The sequence below is a fragment of the Gimesia panareensis genome (assembly GCF_007748155.1).
Lineage (GTDB): Bacteria > Planctomycetota > Planctomycetia > Planctomycetales > Planctomycetaceae > Gimesia > Gimesia panareensis.
Map to the genome: position 1 here is coordinate 3,955,005 of NZ_CP037421.1, position 23,743 is coordinate 3,978,747.

4 protein-coding genes are annotated in these 23,743 nt (G+C 53.6%); all 4 read left to right on the forward strand.

What is annotated here, in order from left to right; all coding sequences use genetic code 11:
* The first annotated feature begins 102 nt into the window (after positions 1–102).
* The 4 genes from Enr10x_RS14725 (at position 103) to Enr10x_RS14740 (ending at position 23,738) form a co-directional block, all read left to right on the forward strand.
* Positions 103–3,465, forward strand: coding sequence for a DUF1553 domain-containing protein (locus tag Enr10x_RS14725; RefSeq protein WP_145450405.1), 3,363 nt, complete (start codon positions 103–105; stop codon positions 3,463–3,465).
* A gap of 44 nt (positions 3,466–3,509) precedes the next feature.
* Entirely contained in the window at positions 3,510–4,994 is a 1,485-nt protein-coding gene (locus Enr10x_RS14730; RefSeq protein ID WP_145450408.1) for a DUF1501 domain-containing protein, read from the forward strand.
* Between the two features lie 416 nt (positions 4,995–5,410).
* The gene (locus Enr10x_RS14735; RefSeq protein ID WP_145450411.1) at positions 5,411–14,128 is read left to right on the forward strand and encodes a Calx-beta domain-containing protein; all 8,718 of its coding nucleotides are present in this window, start codon (positions 5,411–5,413) and stop codon (positions 14,126–14,128) included.
* The gene (locus Enr10x_RS14740; RefSeq protein WP_145450413.1) at positions 14,064–23,738 is read left to right on the forward strand and encodes a Calx-beta domain-containing protein; all 9,675 of its coding nucleotides are present in this window, start codon (positions 14,064–14,066) and stop codon (positions 23,736–23,738) included. Before Enr10x_RS14735 ends, Enr10x_RS14740 begins: the two co-directional genes overlap by 65 nt.
* Positions 23,739–23,743: the final 5 nt, after the last annotated feature.

The following is a 23,743-nucleotide window of genomic DNA, read 5'->3' on the forward strand; positions in this document are numbered from 1 at the left end:
CGACTGCCGACCTGTTATATTAAGAATCTTAATATATTGTGCCTTCCTCATGTGAAAATCATTCCCCCTGCGATTTTCCGCAGCGATTTCGGAGCCCGCCACATGACTGCCAACCGACTCAAGGATTGCATCGTACTGCTGACGCTGAGTCTCTGCGGTTCAGCAGTGCTCCCGGCCGCGGAACCGGTCGATTATCTCAAGCAGATCAAGCCGCTGCTTAAAACCAAATGTCAGTCCTGTCATGGCGCCTTGAAACAGAATTCCGGCTTTCGCGTCGACACAGCCCGGTTCATAAAACAGGGGGGCGACTCCGGTCCCGGCTTCGAACCCGGCAAGGCGGACGACAGTCTGCTGCTGGGCGTACTGACCGGTGACGCCGGCTTCAAGATGCCCCCGGAAGGAGCGGGCAAACCGCTCACCCCGGATGAACTGGCCCTGTTCCGACAGTGGATCAACGCCGGTGCCCCCGCCCCGGAAAACGAAGTCCCCGAACAGGACCCACGGCAGTTCTGGTCTTACCAGACGCCTGTCAAACCAGTGGTCCCCGAGGTCAAAAACAAAGCCTGGGGGCGGAACGATATCGACGCTTTCCTTGCAGCCCAGCACGAACAACACAATCTGGTCCCCCGCCCTCCCGCAGAACCGGCGGTTCTGATCCGACGCCTGTACCTCGACCTCACTGGCCTGCCCCCCACCACGGCAGAACTGGAAGCCTACCTCGCCGATCCTTCTGAAGAGGCCTATGTCAAAACGGTCGACAAGCTACTCGCCAGCCCCCGTTACGGGGAACGCTGGGGACGACACTGGATGGACGTCTGGCGGTACAGCGACTGGTACGGCTCCCGTGGAATCAACGAGATCCGTTATAGCCAGCGGCATATCTGGCGCTGGCGGGACTGGATCGTTGAATCGGTCAATGCCGACAAGCCCTACGACCGGATGATTGTCGAGATGCTGGCTGGCGATGAACTTGAACCGGACAATCCCGATGTCGTCCGGGCTACCGGCTTCCTGGGTCGCAACTGGTACAAGTTCGACCGCAACGTCTGGATGTTCGATACCGTCGAGCACACATCCGTCGCCTTCCTGGGACTGACGATGAAATGCGCCCGCTGCCACGATCACAAATACGATCCCCTGGATCAGGTCGAATACTATCGCTTCCGCGCTTTCTTCGAGCCGCACAACGTCCGCACCGATGCCCTTTCAGGCACGGTCGACAAAGAAAAAGATGCCACACTGGGCATGGTCCTCAAAGATGGCCTCGCACGCGTGTTCGACAAGGAACTGGAACAGCCCACCTATCTCTTCCAGCGCGGCGACGATCGCCAGCCCGACAAAGAGCATCCCCTCACTCCAGCGGTCCCGGTCAACCTCACTAAGGAACCGGTAAAAATCAAGCCAGTCGAACTCCCCCTCGCCAGCTACTACCCGGCGTTGCGTCCCGAGATCCTCAAAGAAAAAGTGCAGCAGGCCGAACAGGAAATCAAATCCGCAGAATCAGCTTTACGCAAGTCCGACACCACCATTCAGCAGGTCGAACAACAGCTGGCAGACCTGCAACAAGGGTCTGCGACAGAGACCGACGCGCGTCCCGCGATCATCAACGAACGCTTCCAGCAGCCGAACCCCGAACTCTGGCAGACCGTTTCCGGCAAATGGGAGTACCAGGATGGCTGTCTGCGACAGACCAATACCGGTGCCTTTCGGACCATGGTTTCGCAGGTCGATCTGCCGCTGAATTTCCAGGGACGACTGCGTTACAAAACCCTGGAGCCGGGCCAGATCCATTCGGTCGGTCTCTTCTTTGATGCCGTCGACCTGCGCGATGCCCAGGCCATCTACACCGCAATCAGCAACAACAAACCGACCGTGCAGGCCTTCCACCGCACAGCAGGCCGCGAGTCGTATCCCCGGGCCGGCATCTTCCCCTGTGAAATTGAGCTCAACAAAGAGGTCGTCCTCGATTTCGTCGTGGAAGGACAGCAGCTCAACGTCTGGCTCGACGGCAAACTCAAACTGGCTTACACGATGCCCGTCCCCCGCCAGGCGGGTAAATTCGCCCTCTGGAATCACGCAGCCAACTCAGAATTTTACGAGCTGCGGATCGAACCGCTCGCCCCCGGTTTTCAACTTGCCCAGTCCGTGAAAGAAGACCGGCGTTCCCCCTTTGCGGCCCCTTCGAAAGCCAACCTGCAGCAGGATCTCTCCCTCGCCCGGACGGCGCGCGAGATCGCGGAATTGAACGTGCAACTGCAGCAGGCCGAGCTGAAATCGCTCCAGGCACGGATCGCCGCCGAACAGGCGAAGGTCAACGAGGCCACTGATTATGAACCGCTAGCGAAAACAGCCAGTCTTCGCGAACGGGAAGCCGCTGCCGTTCAGGCGTCCCTCACAGTCAAACAGGCGCAGCGGGATCTGGCAACACTGCCCGCCGCGACAGGAGACAAACCCGACAAAAAACGGACCGCGGCCGAACAGAAAGTCGCCGCTGCCGAGAAGAAACTGCAGGCAGCCCAGGCAGCTGTCAAAAAAGAAGATACGAAATACACGCCCCTGGGAGAAACATTCCCCCGCACCAGTACCGGCCGTCGCCTGGCCCTGGCCCGCTGGATTGCCGATGAACAGAATCCGCGCACCGCACGGGTCGCCGTGAACCACATCTGGCTGCGTCATTTCAACCAGGCCCTGGTTCCCACCGTCGCCAACTTCGGCTTGAACGGACGTCTGCCCACGCATCCGGATCTGCTCGACTGGCTGGCGGTCACATTTATGGAACAGGGCTGGCAGATGAAACCCCTGCATCGTCAGCTCGTCCTCTCCAGTGCCTACCGCATGAGTTCGGCTCCCGGAGAATCTGAATCGAACCGGGCCACTGATCCGAACAATCGTTATCTCTGGCGGATGAACTCCCGCCGCATGGAAGCGGAAATGGTGCGCGACTGCCTGCTCGCCACTGCGGGGACACTCGACGAAACCCGGGGCGGGCCGGAACTCGATGAAAAACAGGGAGAGACCATTCACCGCCGCAGTCTCTATTTCCGCAACACCCCCAACGAGAAAATGGAATTCCTGGAGCTGTTCGATCTGGCCAACCCGAACGCCTGCTACGAACGGCTCGTGAGCGTCGTGCCCCAACAGGCGCTCGCATTGACCAACAGCTCCCTGTCACTCGATCAGGCCCGACTGCTGGCAGAACAACTCGAGAAAACAACAAAAACCGATGCCGCGTTTATCCAGGCGGCCTTCAAACAGATTCTCTCCCGTCCCGCGACGGCCGCGGAGATCACCGCCTGTACGAAGTTTTTAGAACGACATACCAGTCTACTCCAGCAGCAGGGGCAGCAGCAGTTTCCCGGCGGAGGGACTTCGAAACGTCCACCCGCCGCCGATGCCCGGCAACGGGCCCGCGAGAACCTGGTGCATGTCCTCTATAGCCACAACGATTTTGTCACCGTCCGTTAACCCCGAAACTCACAGCGAAACGAATCACATTCAGGAACTCAGCCATGTCTGACCAAACCCCCTCCAACTGGTTCAACTCCTGCGGCCGCGTCTCACGCCGTTCGTTTCTGAACAATGCCAGCCTGGGACTGACGGGCATCGCCCTGGCGGACCTGCTGCAGCGTGAGAGTGCGTCTGGTAACGCGCTCCAGGCAGCGGAATCGGCCATCATCAACGGACAGCCGCACTTCGCCCCCAAAGCCAAATCGGTGATCTGGTATTTCATGCTGGGCGGTACAAGCCACATGGAAAGTTTTGATCCCAAGCCCGCCCTCAACAAACATGCGGGCAAAACCATCGGCGATACCGAATTTAACGACCTGGTCACCAACTCCCCCTACTATCGCAAAAACGTGCGCGACTTCGGCGGCAAGCCCCGCAAGCTGATGGGCCAACTCTACCCGCTGCAGGTCGGCTATCGCAAACGGGGTGAGAGCGGCATTGAAATCAGCGACTGGTGGGAGCACGTCGGAAGCTGTGCGGACGACCTGGCCGTCGTTCGCTCGATGTGGACCACCGACAACGATCACGCGGCCCAGCTCCAGTTTCACACGGGCCGCCACATCTTTGACGGCTTCTTCCCTTCCATCGGCTCGTGGGTGCACTACGGTCTGGGATCGCTGAATGACAATCTGCCCCAGTTCGTGGTGATGGGCACGCCCCCCGGAGACTGTTGCGGCGGCACCGGTGCCCATGACGGCAGCTACCTGGGACCGGAACATTCCGGTGTGAAGATGTCCGTCAATCCGAGCAATCCGCTCCCCTTCGGCACACCGGGCAGCAAAGTCTCCCGCGAAGAACGCCGCGGTCAGCTGGAGCTCCTGAGCGAACTGAATACACTCGCCGGTGCCGCCTATCCCGACGATGCCGAAATGCGGGCCCGCATCAAATCCTACGAACTCGCCTTCCGCATGCAGATGGCCGTCCCCGAAGTCGTCAACATCAGCGAGGAGACCGCCTCCACCCAGAACCTGTACGGTCTGGACAATAACGAGACCAAACGCGTCGGCCAGCAATCACTGATTGCCCGCCGACTGGTAGAACGGGGCGTCCGCTTTGTGCAGATCTACGACGGCGGCTGGGACGCACATTCCAAGCTCAAGCAGAATCACAGCCAGCGGATCGGCCAGGTCGACAAACCGATCGCCGGCCTGCTCAAAGACCTGAAACAGCGGGGGCTGCTCGATGAAACCCTGGTCGTCTGGGCCACCGAGTTCGGTCGCACCCCCGGCTCCGAGCGTGCAGACGGACGCGACCATCATCCCTACGGCTTCTCGATCTGGATGGCCGGCGGTGGTATTAAGAAAGGTGTCACACACGGCGCCACCGACGAGATCGGCTTCCACGCGGTCGAACATCGGCACTACGTCACCGACCTGCACGCCACCATCCTGCATCAACTGGGACTCAATCACCACAGCCTCGAAGTCCCCGGCCACAAACGACTTGAGATCGATTTTGGCGAGCCGATCAAAGAGATCATCGCTTAACTCGATCGTACACTATGACGAGAGTTCCCTGATCCCCACTTCACCTCAGTTCAGACCTGAACCACAGCCTGCTTTCAGACGCTGAGGTCTATTTCCAGTTCCCACTGCGACTCTGATGCAGAAGTGGAAGCGAGCATTGGATTTCAGATCACCAGTCTGCTCAATCTGCAAGTCTGATTTCCCCCCATCTTTTCCAGTTTTTCGTTTCTATAAATAATTTAAAAATTAACTGGAATCAAACTCCGTTCACTGGTACGGTTTACTACAATAAATTTTTGTATAGACTCTGTACGCTAACTCCTTTCATTGCAGGCCTCTTTAGCAGTTTCTATCACCACCCTCTGCGTGTACGTCTTTTACCCTTAGTTTACAAATCAAAACTGATCTATATCAGTCTGGCTAAAGGTCCATGCATTATGCTGCTGACGAACTGGCTCAGGTCAATCGCCAACCGTTGTCGTTCAAAATATCCCCGCAGAACCCGCCAGCCGAAACGGGTTCGCCGGTTGTCTGCCGCCTCCCTGTCACACGCGCTGTCGACCCGGGAATCCATCGCGCAGACAGAAGTCCTGGAAGACCGGACGCTGCTGACGTCAGAATTCAGTATCAGTTCTGATCTCAGAATTGATGAAGGTGATTCCGGGGACACAATTGCTACCTTCACGATCACGAGAACCGGGAGCTATACCGGGAGTCTCAATTCAGTCGCCACTGTGGATTTCCATACCGAAGACGACACGGCCCTCTCCTCAGAGGGAGACTATGTCCCGGTCTCGACCACAGTCACTTTTGGAGCAGATTCAACATCCCTGAAACAGACTCAGACCGTGGAAGTGATCATCAACGGGGATATTCTGGTCGAAGAAGAAGAAAAATTTAAGGGCATCCTCTCGAATAACAGTTCAGGTACCACAATCCGAACCTCGACCGCGGATGAACGAATTGCGAATGACGACCAGGCACGGATTTCGATTAACGATGTAACCGTTAACGAAGCTGACGGGACTGCTGTATTGACTGTTTCGATGGATAAACCCGTTGATTATCCATATGTCAATGTTGGATATTCCACTTCGCCAGGTACCGCAACAGAAGGTTATTCTTCAAGCGATTATATAAAATCGACAGGATGGATCACTTTCTCCAGTGGAGAACAGTCAAAAACCATCACAGTTAATATTAACGATGATGATCTCTTTGAATTTGAAGAGACTTTTAACGTAAACCTGAATTCCCTTCCCGCATATGGTCTCGACATTATCATTGTTGATGATCGCGGAGTGGTCACAATTGAACCGGATGATGATTTCGTTCCTCAGTTTGACCTGCAGTCAAAGCTTTTTGCGCCGGGAACGGCCAATTCTTATGATGAATATGGGGGCTCTTTCGCTGTCGATGATGACACCATGATTGTCGGCAGTAGTGGCTGGGATGAAGCAGGAGTGAATGAAGGTGCGGCCTTTATCTATACCCGAAACAACCAGGGAACCCCCACCGATTATTCTGATGACACCTGGGATTATCAGGCGACATTATTGCCTCCAGCCGGCTATATCACAGATGGTTTTGGATCTTCAGTTACCATCAGTGGTAATACTGCAGTCGTCGCTGATTACCTGGATGATGCAGATACAGACACTGTGAACAGTGGCGCCATCTATGTCTACACACGATCAAATAATGTCTGGACGTTCCAACAGAAACTGACTCCATCAGATCCTGGTAACTCAAACTGGTTTGGTCGTACGATGATCATCAAAAATAATACGATCATCGTCGGCGTTCCCAAAGCAGAGGGAGAATTACTCTCCGGTACTTCTAACCCCTATTCTGATCGTGACCAGGGTGCCGTTTATATTTATACCTGCTCTGGTAATACCTGGTCAGAGACGGCAAGGCTCACTGCCTCAGACCCTATGACAAATAAAAACTTCGGAGCTTCAATTGCTCTCGAGGGCTCGACGCTGGTGATCGGCGCTCCCAGAGACAATGAAATACGCAGTGACAGTGGCGCAGTCTATGTGTTCGAGTTGCAGGATGGAGACTGGATCGAGATTCAAAAGCTGAAACCCAGTTCGCCTCAGGATGCCGAATTCTTCGGAAATAGTGTTGCCTTGGATGGAGATAACCTGGTGGTTGGCGCCAGCTATCATGAGTCGTTGAACCCTGACACTGACCAGTTAGATAACACCGGGGCCGCCTATGTGTTTACCAGAGTCGATGATGTCTGGCAGGAAACACAAATGCTGACAATCACCCCCGATGTATTTAACTCCTATTTTGGAACCGCTGTAGATATTCAGGGGGATTTGATTCTGGTCGGTTCCACAAGAGACCCGGCTTCTCACCTGATAACGGATAATGGTGCCACTTACATTTTCAGAAAAGAAAACTCGGAGTGGGTGCAGGTAGACATCCTGAGAGATTTAGATCTGAATAATCATGCTTACTACGGTCGCAAGATAGCAATTTCCCATGATTTAATCATGATCAATGCGGTACATGATAATGCACAGGAGATAGCGGCTGGGTCCATTTACGTCTACCGTCCGGCAGACCTTCCCATCATCTCCATTGACAATATGAGCTTTACGGAAGGTGATACGGGTTCAAAATATGTGTCCATTGAGGTCACTCGCACCAGTACAACTCCCGGCGATTTGAGCATCCCGGCGCTGGTCAACTTCACCACACTGGATGGTGATGCCAAAGTCATGACGGGGGACTATCTGGGAAATTCGGGAACATTGTCTTTTGAAGGTGATCCCGACGCGGTCTCGCAAACGCGCACTTTTACGGTCCAGATCTTCGGCGACACTTTTGTCGAAAAAAATGAGACGTTTCTGGTCAAACTCTCCAATCCCCTGGGAAATGCCCGACTGTTAGACAAGACAGCGACCATCACCATCACAGGAGACGATCAGTCGCTGGTGCGGATCGATGATGTCAGCGTCCATGAAAATGACGGGACGGCCACAATCTTCGTCTCTCTGGACAAGCCGGTCGATGCCACGGTCAGTGTCGATTATACGACCGCCAACCGCACCGCCTATTCCACAGCTGATTACGTCAGCTCATCGGGTACCATTACGTTTACCGCAGGTACGCAATCACAGTTCATTACGATTCCGATTGTGGATAACAGCCAGGTGGAAGCAGAAGAATCGTTCTATGTGAACCTGAGCCATATCCAGTCAGAGGGAGCGAACGTCGCCTTCAGTGACAGCCAGGGCGAGGTTTCCATTCAGGACGACGACCAGACGGTGATCCCCCTCCTGTCGATCGATGATGTGACTGTGAATGAAGAAGCAGGAACCGCCACACTGAATGTCTCGCTCAGTGCAGCCATTCCTACGACGGTGACGGTCGACTATATTACGGCCAACGACACGGCTGTCTCCCCCAACGATTACCTGGCCCGGTCCGGCACGGTCACGTTCAATCCCCTGGAAACAGCCAGAACGATCACCATTCCCATTTTCGATTCAGATACGGTCGAAGCCGACGAAACATTTTTCGTCTTTCTGGATAACATTCAGTCGGGAGTCTACCAGGTCCTGATGAATGACGATCAGGCACTGGTCACGATCCTGGACAAGGACCGGCCGCGCCTGACAATCAGCGATCTCTCGGTCAATGAGGGTGCCGGCACCGCCACGCTTTCGGTCAACCTGACGAAAGCACAGACCGAAGCGGTGAGCATCGAATATGCCACCGCCGACGAATCCGCCTATTCGACAACCGACTTTGGATCATCCACCGGCATCGTGACATTTGCAACTGGAGAAACCACGCAGACGATTGAGATCCCCCTGACCGATGACGATCTCGTGGAAGCCGATGAATCGTTCCTGGTCAACCTGTTCAATCTGCAGGACGGTTCCCTCAATGTGAGCTTACTGGACGATCAGGCCCGGGTCACGATTCGGGACGACGATCAGGCCACGATCTCGATCGATGATCTCACGGTCAACGAAGACGCAGGCACCGCTGTTTTGCAGGTCTCCCTGAGTGCCCCGGTCGATGGAGACGTGTTTGTCGATTTTACGACCGCAGATCAGACGGCAACCAGTCCGGATGACTATGCAGAGACGACTGGCACACTGCAGTTCCACGCCGGCGAGCAGCTGAAAACGATTACCGTCCCGATTGTCAATTCGACGCCCCTGGAAGCGTACCGCTCGTTCCTGGTTAATTTGAGCCATGTGCAGGCTGACGGACTGATCGTCACGATTGCAGACAACCAGGCCGAGGTCACCATCATCGATTCCATCCCGCTCAGGTTGTCGATTGACGATGTCACGGTTAATGAAGCCGGGGGAACGGCGACCCTGTCTGTCTCCCTCAACCAGGCGATCAACAGTCCCTTCAGTGTTGACTTCCATACGGATTCTCAAACCGCACTTCCCACAAGTGACTATACCGACACATCAGGCACCCTCGTCTTTGCTTCCCAGCAAACGACAAAAACCATTACGATCCCCCTCGCCAATGATGATGTAGCCGAACCGGATGAAACATTTCTGGTTTCACTCGAGAACATTCAGTCTACAGATTATCTGGTCGAATTCGAAGATGACCAGGCGGTTGTCACAATCGAAGATGATGATCAACCGCTCCTGTCAATCAGTGATCTCTATGTCAATGAAACAGCGGGAACGGCTACCGTCACGGTGAGTTTATCAAAACAACATCCCCAGGCGTTCAGCGTCGACTACGCCACTTCTGACGGTTCTGCCGACGCCGGTTTAGACTACCAGGCCACTTCCGGCACACTCTATTTCGCTTCCAATCAGATTTCGAAAACCATTCAGATCCCCATCATCGATGATCTGCTGGTGGAAACATATGAATATTTCAAAGTCACATTATCCAATCTGCAGACAGGTTCGCTGGGTGTAATCCTCCCTTCCCGGCCGGCAAATGTCTGGATTCGCCCTGATGATCAGGCCAACGTTTCCATTTCTGATCTCACAGTCAACGAAGAGGACGGAACCGCACTTGTGACCGTATCCCTCGACAGAAAAGTGGCAGCAACCGTCTTCGTTGATTATACCACTGAAGATGAGAGCGCCACCAGCGGCGAAGACTATCTGGCTACCGCAGGCAGAGTAACATTCAACCCGGAAGAAACCACCCAGACCATTGAGATCCCCCTGGTCGATTCGAGTCTGCCCGAAGATACCGAATCATTTGCGGTCAAAATTTCGCAAATCAGTGTCAGTTCAGGCGGCTATGATGTCATCATTGGAGATGGCCGTGCCAGCGTCACAATTCTGGACCAGGGGCTGCAGTCCATTTTCAGTATCGCACCGACCAGCGTACTGGAAGGCGCAGACGGTACGCAGTCAATGACGTTCGAAGTCACCCGGACAGGAGCTGCTCCCGGTGACCTGGATTTTGAATCGAGTGTTGATTTCTCGACACTCGACGGCACCGCGGTGGCGGGCATTGATTATACGGCGCTGTCAACCACCCTGACCTTCGCCGCCGATTCCACGGCAACCACACAGACTCAGACCGTGACCATCGAAGTCCAGGGGGATCTGATCATTGAAGACTCAGAGACCGTGATCGGACGTCTGAGCAATCCCACCGGAGTGAGCATTCTGGCAGGTGATGTCTCCACTTTAGATGCCACGGGAGAGATTACCAACGATGATCTGCTGGAAAACAATTTTGAGTTTCAGGCCCCCTATTACCCGGAAGATATCAATGCCAATCATACCGGATACGAGACAGGAAATTCGATTGCCATAGACGGTAATTACATGGTCGTTGGGGATGTGGAAAAAAACGCCATTTATGTCTATGTGCGTAATGATCACGGAACAACCGAGGATCAGTCCGACGACACCTGGGAATTCCAGACCGAGCTCAATCCAACGTCATCATCTTACGATAAAGGCTTCGGAAATTCGGTTGCCATCTCTGGAAATGTCATTGTGACGGGAGCTTATGACGAAGGCAGGGGGGCAGTTTACGTATTCGAAAGACTTGGATATGGCTGGGTCACCTATGCACCTTTTGCAAAACTGGTCACTCTCGGGAGCCTGTCTAACTACTCCGACTTTGGTTACTCAGTCGCCCTTGAAGGCAACAGTACGCTGGTTGTGGGTGCCCCCGGTGTTTCAGGTGGGGGAGCAGTATACATAATCAAGCCTCAGGCAGGTTCCTGGACCAACCCCCTGGTTCGAGAAATTCGGCCAGACGGCCTCTCTGCAGGCGATCAGTTCGGACATTCCGTTGCGATTGAGGGGGACTTGCTTGTCGTCGGTGCCTATGGTGATGATGAAAATGGCCAGACCAGTGGAGCAGCTTATGTCTATTCTAAATCAGATTCGAGCTGGATCACCAGTTCCATTTATGAAACCAGACTGACCGCCTCTGATGGAGAAATCTATGACGAATTCGGCGGAGCAGTAGCCACCAATGGTTATGCTGTGTTAGTGGGAGCCATCAGGGGAGGCGCCTATCTATACGAAAGCAATGGTTTTCGAGCCAACTCTTATGGCCCCTATGAAACGAAATTTATTCCCCATCTCGAAACACCTTCATCGTCAATCTTCGGATACTCTGTCGCGATCAGTACGACTGGCCTTCTGATTGGAGCCCCCGGAGTCAGGCTGCCTGAAAATCAGAATGCGACAACCGGCGCAGCATTTTATTATGAGTTTGCAGGCTACTGGTCTAACAGTTCATTGAAACAGCGAGTGATCTCGGTCGAGACGCAGGATCGCGAGTACTTCGGTTCAGCGGTGGCCCTCGACGGAACGACCATTGCAGTCGGGGCAATATATGCAGACATGGATGGTATAGACAGTGGTGGGACTTATGTATTTTATGGACCAGACTATACGAACTCCTCTCTGGGTGAGTTTCCTCTGACAAGCGAGTTGCCTCCGGGACCACTCAATAAGTCGAATGTGGAAGATTATTATGGCCACACCCTGGCCATGAATGATGACTACCTGATCGTAGGTGCGCCCGGAACGGATTCTGTTCTCGCTCCCGGGGGAGGCGTCTATATTTATGCCAAAGATGATCACGGCACACCAGATCTTGATTCTGATGACAGCTGGATTTATCAAACGATACTCGCAGGTCCCAACCCGGAAGAACTCACTCTGTTCGGTTCCAGTGTTGCTATCTACGGTAACACGATCGTGGTCGGCTCCTATAGCAAATCCGGGCAGTATGAAGTCTTTATCTATGAAATGAATGGTTCCGACTGGACCACCACAGCCCCGACCGTTACCTCTTTATTTGACTCTGTTTCCCGGACCGTCAACATCGATCTCGACAATACATATGAGGATCTGATTGCCTTCTCCGGCGATACGATTGTCGTGGGAAATCCCGAAGGAGATGGCGTCGAGGCGAATTCGGGAGTCGTTTACGTCTACACCAGAAATGGTGCCGACTGGTCCACAGCGGCTCCAGAAGAATCAGTACTCTATGCCTCCGATGGGGCAACAGACAGAGAATTCGGTGCCGCCGTCGACATTGATGGAGACACGATTGTCGTTGGTACCCCGGGATGGGGTTTTGGCTGGACCGTTTACGTCTATGAGAAACAGACCGACTGGGACCATGCTGTGGAAACCAGTCTCTTGAATCCCCTGCTTTATTACGGCATAGATTTATATGGTTCTGCTGTCGCCATTTCCGGCGATACCATATTTGTTGGTTCACCAAGAAGCATCGAACAGAAAGCCGATAGCGGCGCTGTCTTCATTATTGACGGATCCATGGGCTGGGAAAATGCAGAAACAATCAAATATATCGCTGACGAATGGGACAATTACCGCGGATACGGTACGTCTCTCTTTGCAGTAGACAACACCCTGATTGTAACAACTACCTTTGGCCCCACCTACATCTACGACGGATCAGCAGGCTGGGACACACAGAACGAGTCCACAGTTTATTCACCAACATTTTCCTTAGGTGGGTCGTATCGGCCTACACAAAGAATCGCCTATTATGGCAATTACCTGATGGCCTATGACGTTATCCCCAGTTTCCAGCCTCTTCCGGAAGATGAACAGAAACGTGTAACCCGAATCAATGCATTCACACGCCTGGTCCCCACCTTCACCATCGACAACGCTGAAATCGTGGAAGGAGATACTGGCACTCAGACTCTGGACCTGACCGTGACCCTGGGAGGCTTGACGTCCGATTTATATGACCAGACTATCACCATCGATTACACCACACTGGATGGAACAGCCACCGCGGCCTCCGGTGACTATCAGTCACAAACGGGCACTTTAAGTTTTAATCTCACAGCGGGAACCGAAACTCAAACCAGAACGATTTCCATTCCCATCAATGGTGATGAAACGATTGAAACTGATGAGTTCTTTAAAGTCCTCCTCAGAAACCCCTCGATTAAGGCGCTGGTCCCCCGTGAAATTGCCACGGCCACTATTCGAGACAATGACGCCGCACTCCTGAATATCTCCGATACGACCGTCAATGAAGGAGAGGGAACAGCCACATTGACGCTCACGCTCGATCGAGAAATAGCATACCCGTTCACGGTCAACTATTATTTTCAATCCGGCACTGCCGGATCTGTCAGTGATTTCCAACTGGTAAATGGATCAGTTACGTTTGATGAAGGAGATCTGTCTAAAACCTTCACGGTACCGATCGTCGACAATGCGGAAGTGGAATTCGATGAAACGTTCTCGGTCAACATTGTGGCCGATGCTTCCCCCTTTGACGTGCAGTACAGCAATTCTACAGCAACCATCACCATTGTGGATGATGACCAGGCACAAGTTTCCATTGACGACATCAGTGTCGATGAAGAAACCGGCTTCGCCACAGTCACGGTCTCGCTGGATCAGCCTGTGGATGGAACCGTGACGCTCGACTATGCGACTGCAGACCAGACCGCTCTGGCCGACGCGGATTACCAGGCCACTTCCGGTACTCTGACCTTTACTGCAGACGAACAGTCAAAAACAATTACCATCAATCTCGTCAATTCCGATCTGATCGAAGTTGATAAAACCTTCCTGGTCAACCTCACCAACCTGCAGTCGAACGGGCTGGATGTCATCATGCCAGACAACCAGGCTGAAGTCACCATCACGGATTCCGACCTTCTCCATCGATGATCTCACCGTGAACGAAGCTGCAGGAACCGCCGCCGTGACCGTCACGCTCAGCCAGGCGCTCACCTCGGTCATCTCTGTCGATTATGCAACAGCAGACGATAGTGCCAACAGCGGTTCCGACTACCAGTCCAAAACAGGTACGCTGACGTTTAACCCGGGGGACACCACACAGACCATTCACATCACACTCACCGATTCTGACATCATCGAACCGGACGAAACCTTTCTGGTTAATCTGTCCAACCCGCAATCCGGTGTTTACCAGCCCACGCTGGCCGACAGCCAGGCTGTGGTCACCATCCAGGACAACGATTTGGGGCTCCTCTCCATTGATGATATTTCCGTCGACGAAAATGCGGCCACCGCGTTAGTAACAGTCTCCCTCGATCATGAAGCCTCGAGTGCTATTTCCGTCGACTACGCCACCGCTGACGGTTCGGCCTCCAGCGGTTCGGACTACCAGTCCAAATCAGGCACACTGACCTTTAACCCGGGTGACACCACACAGACGATTGAAATCACTCTGGTCGATTCAGACCTGGTCGAGGCCGACGAAACCTTTCTGCTCAATCTGTCCAATCTGCAGGCAGCCGGCCTGGATGTGAGCCTCCCCGATACTCAGGCAGTGGTTACCATCCAGGACGACGACCGGGCCCGCCTCTCGATTCAGGATCTCACCCTTGATGAAGCTGCCGGGACAGCCTCACTGACCGTCTCGCTGGATCGGGCACTACTGACCAGCATCACGGTCGATTTTGAAACACTCGACGGCACAGCCCTGGTAGATTCAGACTACTCTGCCACATCAGGCACGCTGACATTTAATCCGGGCGAGACCACACAAACCATCAATCTGATAATCCTGGATGACGCCGTCAACGAGGCGACAGAGTCGTTTTTCGTCAAACTCACTAACCTGCAGGCCAATGGCTCACCTGTCGATCTCATAACGGATCAGGCAGAAATCACGATCCTCGATAACGACCAGGTGAACCTCTCCATCAATGATGTCGAAGTCAATGAAGCGGCCGGTACTGCCACTCTGACGGTCACCCTGGAAGAGGCCCTGTCCATCACTTTTTCAGTCGACTACCAGACGAGCGACGGCACCGCGGTTGCGAATTCTGACTATCTCACCAGTAGTGGTACACTGACATTCAATCCAGGCGATGTTTCCAAAACGATCCATGTCACCATCGTGGACACAGACAACGTCGAGCCTGCCGAAACCCTGCAGGTTCAACTGGCCAATCTGCAGGGATCAGGAACCGCGGTCTCCCTGTCCGACTCGCTGGGAGAAATCAGTATCCTGGACGACGACCAGGCCGCAATCTCGATTGATGATGTGTCTGTCGATGAGAATGCGGGGACCGCCCGGTTGACTGTCTCCCTTGATCAGCCTGTGGAAACGGCAATTCTGGTTGACTATGCCACCGCTGACCAGACCGCCCTCGACGGGACCGATTATCTCAACACCAGCGGCACTCTCACCTTCAACGCCGGTGAAACAACGAAAACGATTACGGTCAACCTCGTTGACTCTGATCAGGTAGAAGCAGACGAGACTTTGCTGATGAATTTGAGCCAGATTCAGTCCGAAGCCGACATTGTTTTTTCTGACAATCAGGGAGTCGTCACGATCCAGGATGACGATCAGGCCGCGCTTTCAGTACAGGATCTGATGGTCAACGAAGCAGCCGGCAAAGCAATCCTCACAGTCTCCCTTGACAGGCCCGTTGACAGTACTGTCACTGTGGATTTCAGTACCATTGATCAGAGTGCCACTTCCCCCGACGACTATCTCAGCCAGACCGGCACTCTCACCTTCGCTCCGGGAACGATGCATCGGACAATCGAAATCGACCTGGTCGACGGTGCCCCGGTAGAGCTCCCGGAAACATTTGACGTACAACTCAGCAACCTGCAAACCGGCGGACTGAATGTGATTCTCTCCGATGATCAGGCTACCGTCACGATCAAAGATGACGATCTCGGCGATTATGAATTGAAAGAAAAACTGCACGCAGAAGGAACAGTCCATACTCTCGATTTCTTTGGAATGGATATCGCCGTCGACGGAGATACGCTGATTTCCGGCGCCCGCGGCTGGGATGACATTCATCCCGGCGATGGAGGTGCCTTTATTTATGTCAGAAACGATCAAGGAACGCCCGAGTATGCCGGCGATGATACCTGGGATTATCAGGCAACCTTACTGCAACCGGATGCCGACGGTATTTCTGACTATTTTGGCTGGTCTGTGGGCATTAGTGGTGATACGGCCGTTGTGGGGGCATTCTTTGGTGACGGATCAGCCGATAACATGGGAGCGGTTTATGTCTATACCCGTTCGAATGGAATCTGGACATTCCAGCAGAAATTGACCGTTGCTGATTCTGTTGACAATGGCCAATTTGGCGACACCATAGCCATCGAAGGAGACACCATCGTTGTCAGCAACACGGCGGAAGATGAGTATACCGGCTCTGCCTATGTCTTCAGTCGCGAGAATGGCGTCTGGTCCGAGACGGCAAAACTGACCGCGGATTCGCCTGAAGTCGGTGCACGATTCGGTGATTCGATCGACATTGAAAACTCCATGATCGTCATTGGTGCGAGATACGCCTCTGCCCCCTACACTAAGAGTGGAGCCGCTTATATTTTCACCGAGCAGGCTGGAACCTGGACTCTGAGCCAGAAACTGACTGATCCTGTCCCGACTTACTCTGGATTATTTGGAAACTCAGTCAGTCTCGAAGGGAACCTGCTGTTGATCGGTGCTGCCTCCACTGTTGGTGAGGCCATACTATTCCAGCGAGATCCCTCCAGCGGTACCTGGAATCCGATTCAGACCTTAACAGCATCAGACGCCGCACCGAGTTCCTACTTTGGAGCAGTGGTCGAAATCCATAACCAGCAGATTTTCATTTCTTCTGCGTTTGATCCAACAGGTGCTGATAATTCCGGAGCTGTTTACCGCTTTACGCAGGATAATATGACCTGGGTTGAACAGCAGAAAATCAGTTCCGCAGGTACAGAATCCGGAGATGATTTTGGCCGCGTAACTGCCGTAACAGACGGCGCCATTTTAATCAGTGCCCGTTTAGACGATGACGTTTACTTCAACACCGGCTCGATCTATGTCTACGGACTCCCGCAAAATCCGGCCATCACGATCGACGACATCAGCGTCACGGAGGAAAACGACGGTTCTCAACTGATCACCGCCAATGTCACACGCACCGCCACAAAACCAGGCGACCTGATTTACGGGGCCAGCATCGACTTCCGGACCCTGGATGGCACCGCCACGGTCGCAGGCGGAGATTATGAAAGCACCACCGGCACCATTATGTTTGTCGCCGATCCGAATGCTTCCAGCCAGACCCAGACCATTTCCATTCGCATTTATGGCGACTCCCTGCTGGAATCAGATGAAACCTTCGGCATTGAACTACGGAATGCCAGAGGCCATGCCCACATCGCTGATTCGGAAGCAACCGTCACCATTGAAAATGACGATCAGGCCCTGCTCTCTATCGACGATATCACGGTCGATGAAGATGCAGGCTCAGCCATCCTCACGGTCTCACTCGATCAACCGGTTGATACAGCCATCAGTGTCGATTACGCCACCGCCGATCAGAGTGCGACGGCATCTGAAGATTACACGGGAACTTCCGGAACACTGACATTTAACCCCGGCGTTCAGACCCAGACGATTTCTGTCCCGATTCTCCTTACCCAGGATTCGGAACCGGATGAGACCTTCCTGGTCAATCTTTCGAATCTGCAGAACCAGGGACAGGACATCATTCTTGCTGATGCACAGGCGGTGGTCACGATCATTGATCTGCCCTCCCAGTCTGAGTTTTCGATCCACGCCGGAAAGGTTGTCGAAGGAGACAACGGCGTCAGTTACCTCAAATTCGAAATTCGGCGTTCAGCCAATTTTGCGGGTGACCTCGATTTCGAATCCACTGTCGACTTCAGCACATTCGATGGCACCGCCATCGCCGGGGAAGACTACGTTTCCAAAAGCCAGACGCTCACATTCTCAGCCTCCGCGACCGCCACATCCCAGGTACAGATCGTCGATGTACAGATCACTGGAGACCAGGTCAAAGAAGCGTCTGAGACCGTTATTGGCCGCTTAAACAATCCGACCGGCGGTAGTGTTTTTCCGGATGATGCAGACAGCACGCAAGCTTCAGGTATCATTACCAACGATGACACCGACTATCTCTTTCAGGAATTCCTCTACGCAGATCCTGCTTACGCCAACCATACCGACGACAATGCGGGTCGAGTCGTTGCCATCGACGGAGATGTCATGGTCATGGGAGTTCTGGACAACTCTGCTAACGGCAGATCTGTGGGGACTGCTTACGTGTATGTCAGAAATCAGCAGGGTACTCCTGCAGATCAGTCAGACGATACGTGGGAATTCGAAACAGTATTAACTCCTGCGACTCCTTTTGATGCAAATCAGTTTGGCTCGTCTGTCGCCATTGATGGGGATACCATTGTCGTTGGCGCAGACCGGGAAGGAGGCGGGGCCATTTATGTTTTCACCCGCAATGGAGCCGACTGGAAAACAGAGCCCCCCTCAGTCGAAAAACTCACCGTCGAGGGGCTGTATTCTTCAGCCTATCTTGGCTGTGCTGTCTCAATCTATGAGAATACGATCGTTGCCGGTGCCCGTTTTGATTCGGCTGCTGCCTATAATTCTGGTGCCGCTTATATCTTTGAAAAAACAGGCGCAGACTGGAGTAATCCTGCAGTCAGGATGTTAACAGCCTCAGATTATCATTCTTATGATAATTATGGAATCTCGGTTTCCATCAAGGGTGATCTGATCGTGGTCGGGGCGGCTTACGCTAAAATTGATGGTAGTCAGAATGGGGCCGCCTACGTCTACACGAAAAATGGCAGTGACTGGACGAGTAATGCTCCCAGCGAGGCAAAAATCGTCGCATCGAACGGTATCGCAAGCGATTTATTCGGGAAATCGGTCAGCACCAATGGCACTGATGTTGCCATTGGTGCTGAGAACACCGATCCGCATGGGGCCAGTAGTGGTTCTGCCTATCTCTATATCAGAAATGGCTCAGACTGGTCGACAGTCTCTCCCACAGAACTGGAATTTACCGGCAAGGATACGTCTGATCATTTTGGCACATCCGTCAGTCTCACTGCAGATCGCCTGGTTGTGGGTGCTTTCATCGCTGATACCACCCGCCCGAATACGGGTGCGGTCTATGTCTACAGTAAAACGGGTGCGAACTGGGATCTGGACAATGCAGCCGAACAGGTCCTGGCGATTTCGACCGATGAGATCGCCCGTCTGGGAGAGGCTGTTGCCATCTCAGGCACGACTGTCGTCGCGGGTGCCCCCGATATTGATTTAGATGGAGTCAACAGTGGTGGAGTCTTTATCTTCGAGGAGACAGCTCCGCAAACCTGGATTGAAGCCAGTGAGCTGACGCCTGACACCTCAGCAACCGCACACAACGGGGGAGATCGATTTGGAAAAGTCATCGCTTCGGATGAGAACTACCTCGTCATCGGCGCTCCCGGGACTGACACCGCGGCGGATCCCGCGGGAGTTGTGTATGTCTATGCCAGAGACGATGCGGGAACGCCCGATGATGAAAATGACGACATCTGGGTCTATCAAACCACCTTTGCCGCACCGGACCCGGCTGACACGAAAATCTTTGGTACCAGTGTCGACGTCCAGGGAGATACGATTCTGGTCAGCGTACTGATGAATTCCGGCTCGTCAGAAGTCTATCTCTATGAAATGAATGGCTCAGACTGGACCACCATCGCCCCCACGCGCACCGCATTATTTGACAGCGTATCCCGACATGTCTCACAGTCTGTAGCGGTAGCGATCAACGGCGACACCATTGTGGCAGGCGCTCACTACACTGCCGGGAATCAACCTTATTCCGGCTCCGCTTTTGTCTATACCCGTAACGGTTCAGACTGGTCAACCATGGCCCCCTCGGAATCCGTTCTGTTTGCTTCAGACGGAGTCAACGGCGATTTCTTCGGGTACGCGGTGGACATTTCCGGTGATCAGATCATTGTCGGAGCGATTCGCGATGATAATCTGGGCGGTTCTGCCTATCTCTACCGGAAAGGAGCGACCGGCTGGGACACTGCCACAGAAACAAAACTGACGTCTCAGGATACGCAACCCACTGATTATTTCGGCAAGGTGGTTGCCATTGAAGGCGACCTGGTTGCCGTCGCCTCTCCCCAGTTCGACACAACCGGCAACAATAACGGCGCCGTTTATCTGTATGACGGCTCCCAGGGCTGGGAAAACCCGGATGCAACCAGGCTTACCCCACAGGATGATTCAAATGTCAGCTATTACGGCAGCAGTCTCGATCTACACGATGGTACCCTGGTGGTGGGTAATGCAGGGGGCAGTTCTAAAACCGTTTATATCTATGAGCATCTGTCAGGAGAACATATCTACGAAGAAACGGCACTCTCCCTCCCATCCAACTCGGATCTGTTTGGGCACGGATTTGGAGCAGCGGTGGCTCTGCAAGGAAACAATCTGGCCGTGACGGCCCTGTTCAATGAAGCTTCTGCAGCCAGCCGGATTTACAGTTTCAACCGTCAGACTCCGGTCTTCTCAATTGAAAACACGAGTATTGTGGAAAACGACGATGGCACGCAGGCGCTGGAAGTAACGGTGACCGCCACGGGACTGATTCCCGGCATCTATACTTCCCCTTCTGTCGATTTCACCACCCACGATGGATCAGCAACCGCGCTGGACCAGGATTTCCAGGCCAGCACCGGCACGCTCTACTTCGACACGAATGCTCCTTCCGCCACCCAGACCCAGACGATCACCATTCAGATTAACGGTGATGATAAGGTGGAAGCGGATGAAATGTTCTCGGTCGAACTGTCAAACCCGTCCATGCCGGCCGTGCTCGCACAAACTACCAGCCAGATCTCGTTGCGCGATAACGATGCAGCCAACTTAAGTATTGACGATCTTACCGTTGATGAAAATGCAGGGACCGCCAGCATCACCGTCTCGCTCAATCATCCCGTGGATACTACTGTCACAATTGATTATGACACCGCAGATCAGAGTGCCCTCGCTGGTCCGGACTACACCGGCACCACGGGAACTCTGACTTTCAATCCTGGAGAGACAACCCAGATCGTCAGTATCCCGATCAGTTATTCTAATCAGATTGAACTCGATAAAACCTTCCTTGTTAACCTCTCCGGGCTCCAGAGTGGAGGACGCAATGTCAGTCTTATCGACGATCAGGCCCTGGTCACCATCCGGAATGTAAATCAGGGAGAATTCTCCATCGAGGATGCCTCGGTCAATGAAGATGCCGGCACCGTTACACTCACCGTCGCTCTGACTGGTTTACCCGACACTACTGTCAGTGTCGATTTTATGACTGTAGACCAGACAGCAACGGCAACAGAGGACTATACCAGTATTTCGGGAACACTGAACTTTGCCCCGGGTGTCCATTCGCAAACCATCGAGATTCCAATCATCGACTCAAACCAGGTCGAAACCGACGAAATTGTTCTCGTGAAACTCTCCAACATCCAGGCGGGGGGTCTGAATGTCATCTTCGGCAACGATCAGGCAGAGGTCACCATCCACGACGACGACCAGACGATCGTTTCCATCAACGATCAGACAGTAGATGAAAATGCGGGGACGGCCACCATCACCGTCTCGCTCGACCATCCCGTGGATACCGCTGTCAGCATCGACTATGCCACCGCAGACCAGAGTGCCCTCGCTGGATCGGACTACACCAGTAAGACCGGCACTCTCACCTTTAATCCGGGGACGACGTCCCAGAACATCGTGATTGCGATCACCGATACAGATCAGGTCGAACTCGATGAAACCTTCCTCGTCAACCTCTCCGGACTCCAGGCGGGGGGACGCGATGTAAGCCTTACCGACAATCAGGCACAGATCACCATTCACGACAACCGCCAGGTGACAATCTCCATCGACGATTTCAGTGTTGACGAGAACGCAGGTACTGCCACCCTCGCCGTCTCGCTCGACCATCCCGTGGATACCGCCGTCAGCATCGACTATGCCACCGCAGACCAGAGTGCCCTCGCTGGATCGGACTACACCAGTACGACCGGCACCCTTACCTTTAATCCGGGAACGACGTCTCAGAACATCGTCATCCCGGTCATCGACTCCGATCTGATCGAGAATAATGAAACCTTCCTGGTCAATCTTTCCGGAATTCAGTCCGCTGGACACGACGTCATCCTGACTGACGGACAGGCCCAGGTCACAATCAAAGACGATGAACAGGCACCGGCCCAGATCAATCTCCGAGTTGTCGAGCAGACCACTACCACTTCAGCCAATGGAGAAGTGGCAACACTACCCTCAGGCGTTGGCCAGGTCAGTGAATGGGCCACCTGGTGGGTCGAGCTCTGGATCGACGCGCAAAACATGACCAACCAGGGGGTTTACTCGGCTGCCCTGGACCTCAGCTATCAAACCGAATTTACAACCGCCACGGAAATTCAATTTGGTCCGGCCTTCACTGAGAATCTGTCAGGGCTGATTGATGACACTGCCGGTAGTGTGACTTCCCTGTCTGGCAACACAGACACCTCTCATCTGGGAGCCAGTCAGCACCTGCTCTTTGCCCGCATCAAGTTCCAGTCCCGCGGAGACGATCAGGTTCAACTGGATTTGAACGGAAAGAGTGTCGGACCTTACGATCTGGGACTGGAAATCAGTTCTCCCCAGGTCGCGCTGGAAGGAAATGTCCCCCTCGATACGACTGCCGGTGCATTCACTGGCACCGATATCTGGGCGAACCCCTACGATCTGAATGACGATAATCATATCAACTTCCGCGATCTGATTCTGTTTGTCAGCGTATATAATACGCGTCCCAGTGCGTCTGATTCAGACTATGCCTGGTTCGCAGACCTGAACCAGAACGACCATGTAGATTTTAAAGACCTGATCTTCTTAGCCTCGAACTATAACAAAGGCAGAGAGAATCAGATCAGTTATCCTGCCAGTTTCCCTGATGCCTGGAATCACCTGCTGACCGTCGATCCCCAGTCTCAGCCGCAGGAAGGAGCCAAATCGCTGCAGCAGTCGACCGCACAGAAAATGCTTGACAATACAGTAGAAGAGGTCAGACCGCAGCTCTCTGAAGTGGAAAGTCAGAAACTGGAAACCGTCCACATTCAAGTCACCGACCTGGAAGGCGACTTCCTGGGTCGTGCCGCCGGGAATACCATCTACATCGACAGTGATGCCGCCGGCTATGGCTGGTTTATTGACGCCACGCCGACGACCAGTGAAGAGTTTACTGAGTCCAGCGATCTGACATTAATCGCGCTGCCAGACAGCGCCGCAGCCGGGCGGATCGATCTCTGGACGGTAATCAGGCATGAACTGGGGCACCTGCTGGGGTACGATCATGAGGAAACCGGCTGGATGCAGGACAGCCTGCTCCCCGGCGTTCGCAAAATTCCCGCTTGGGAAAATGAAGCCGACCAGTTCTTTACCGACCTGACCGATGACCTGAGTATCTTCCTCTGATCACA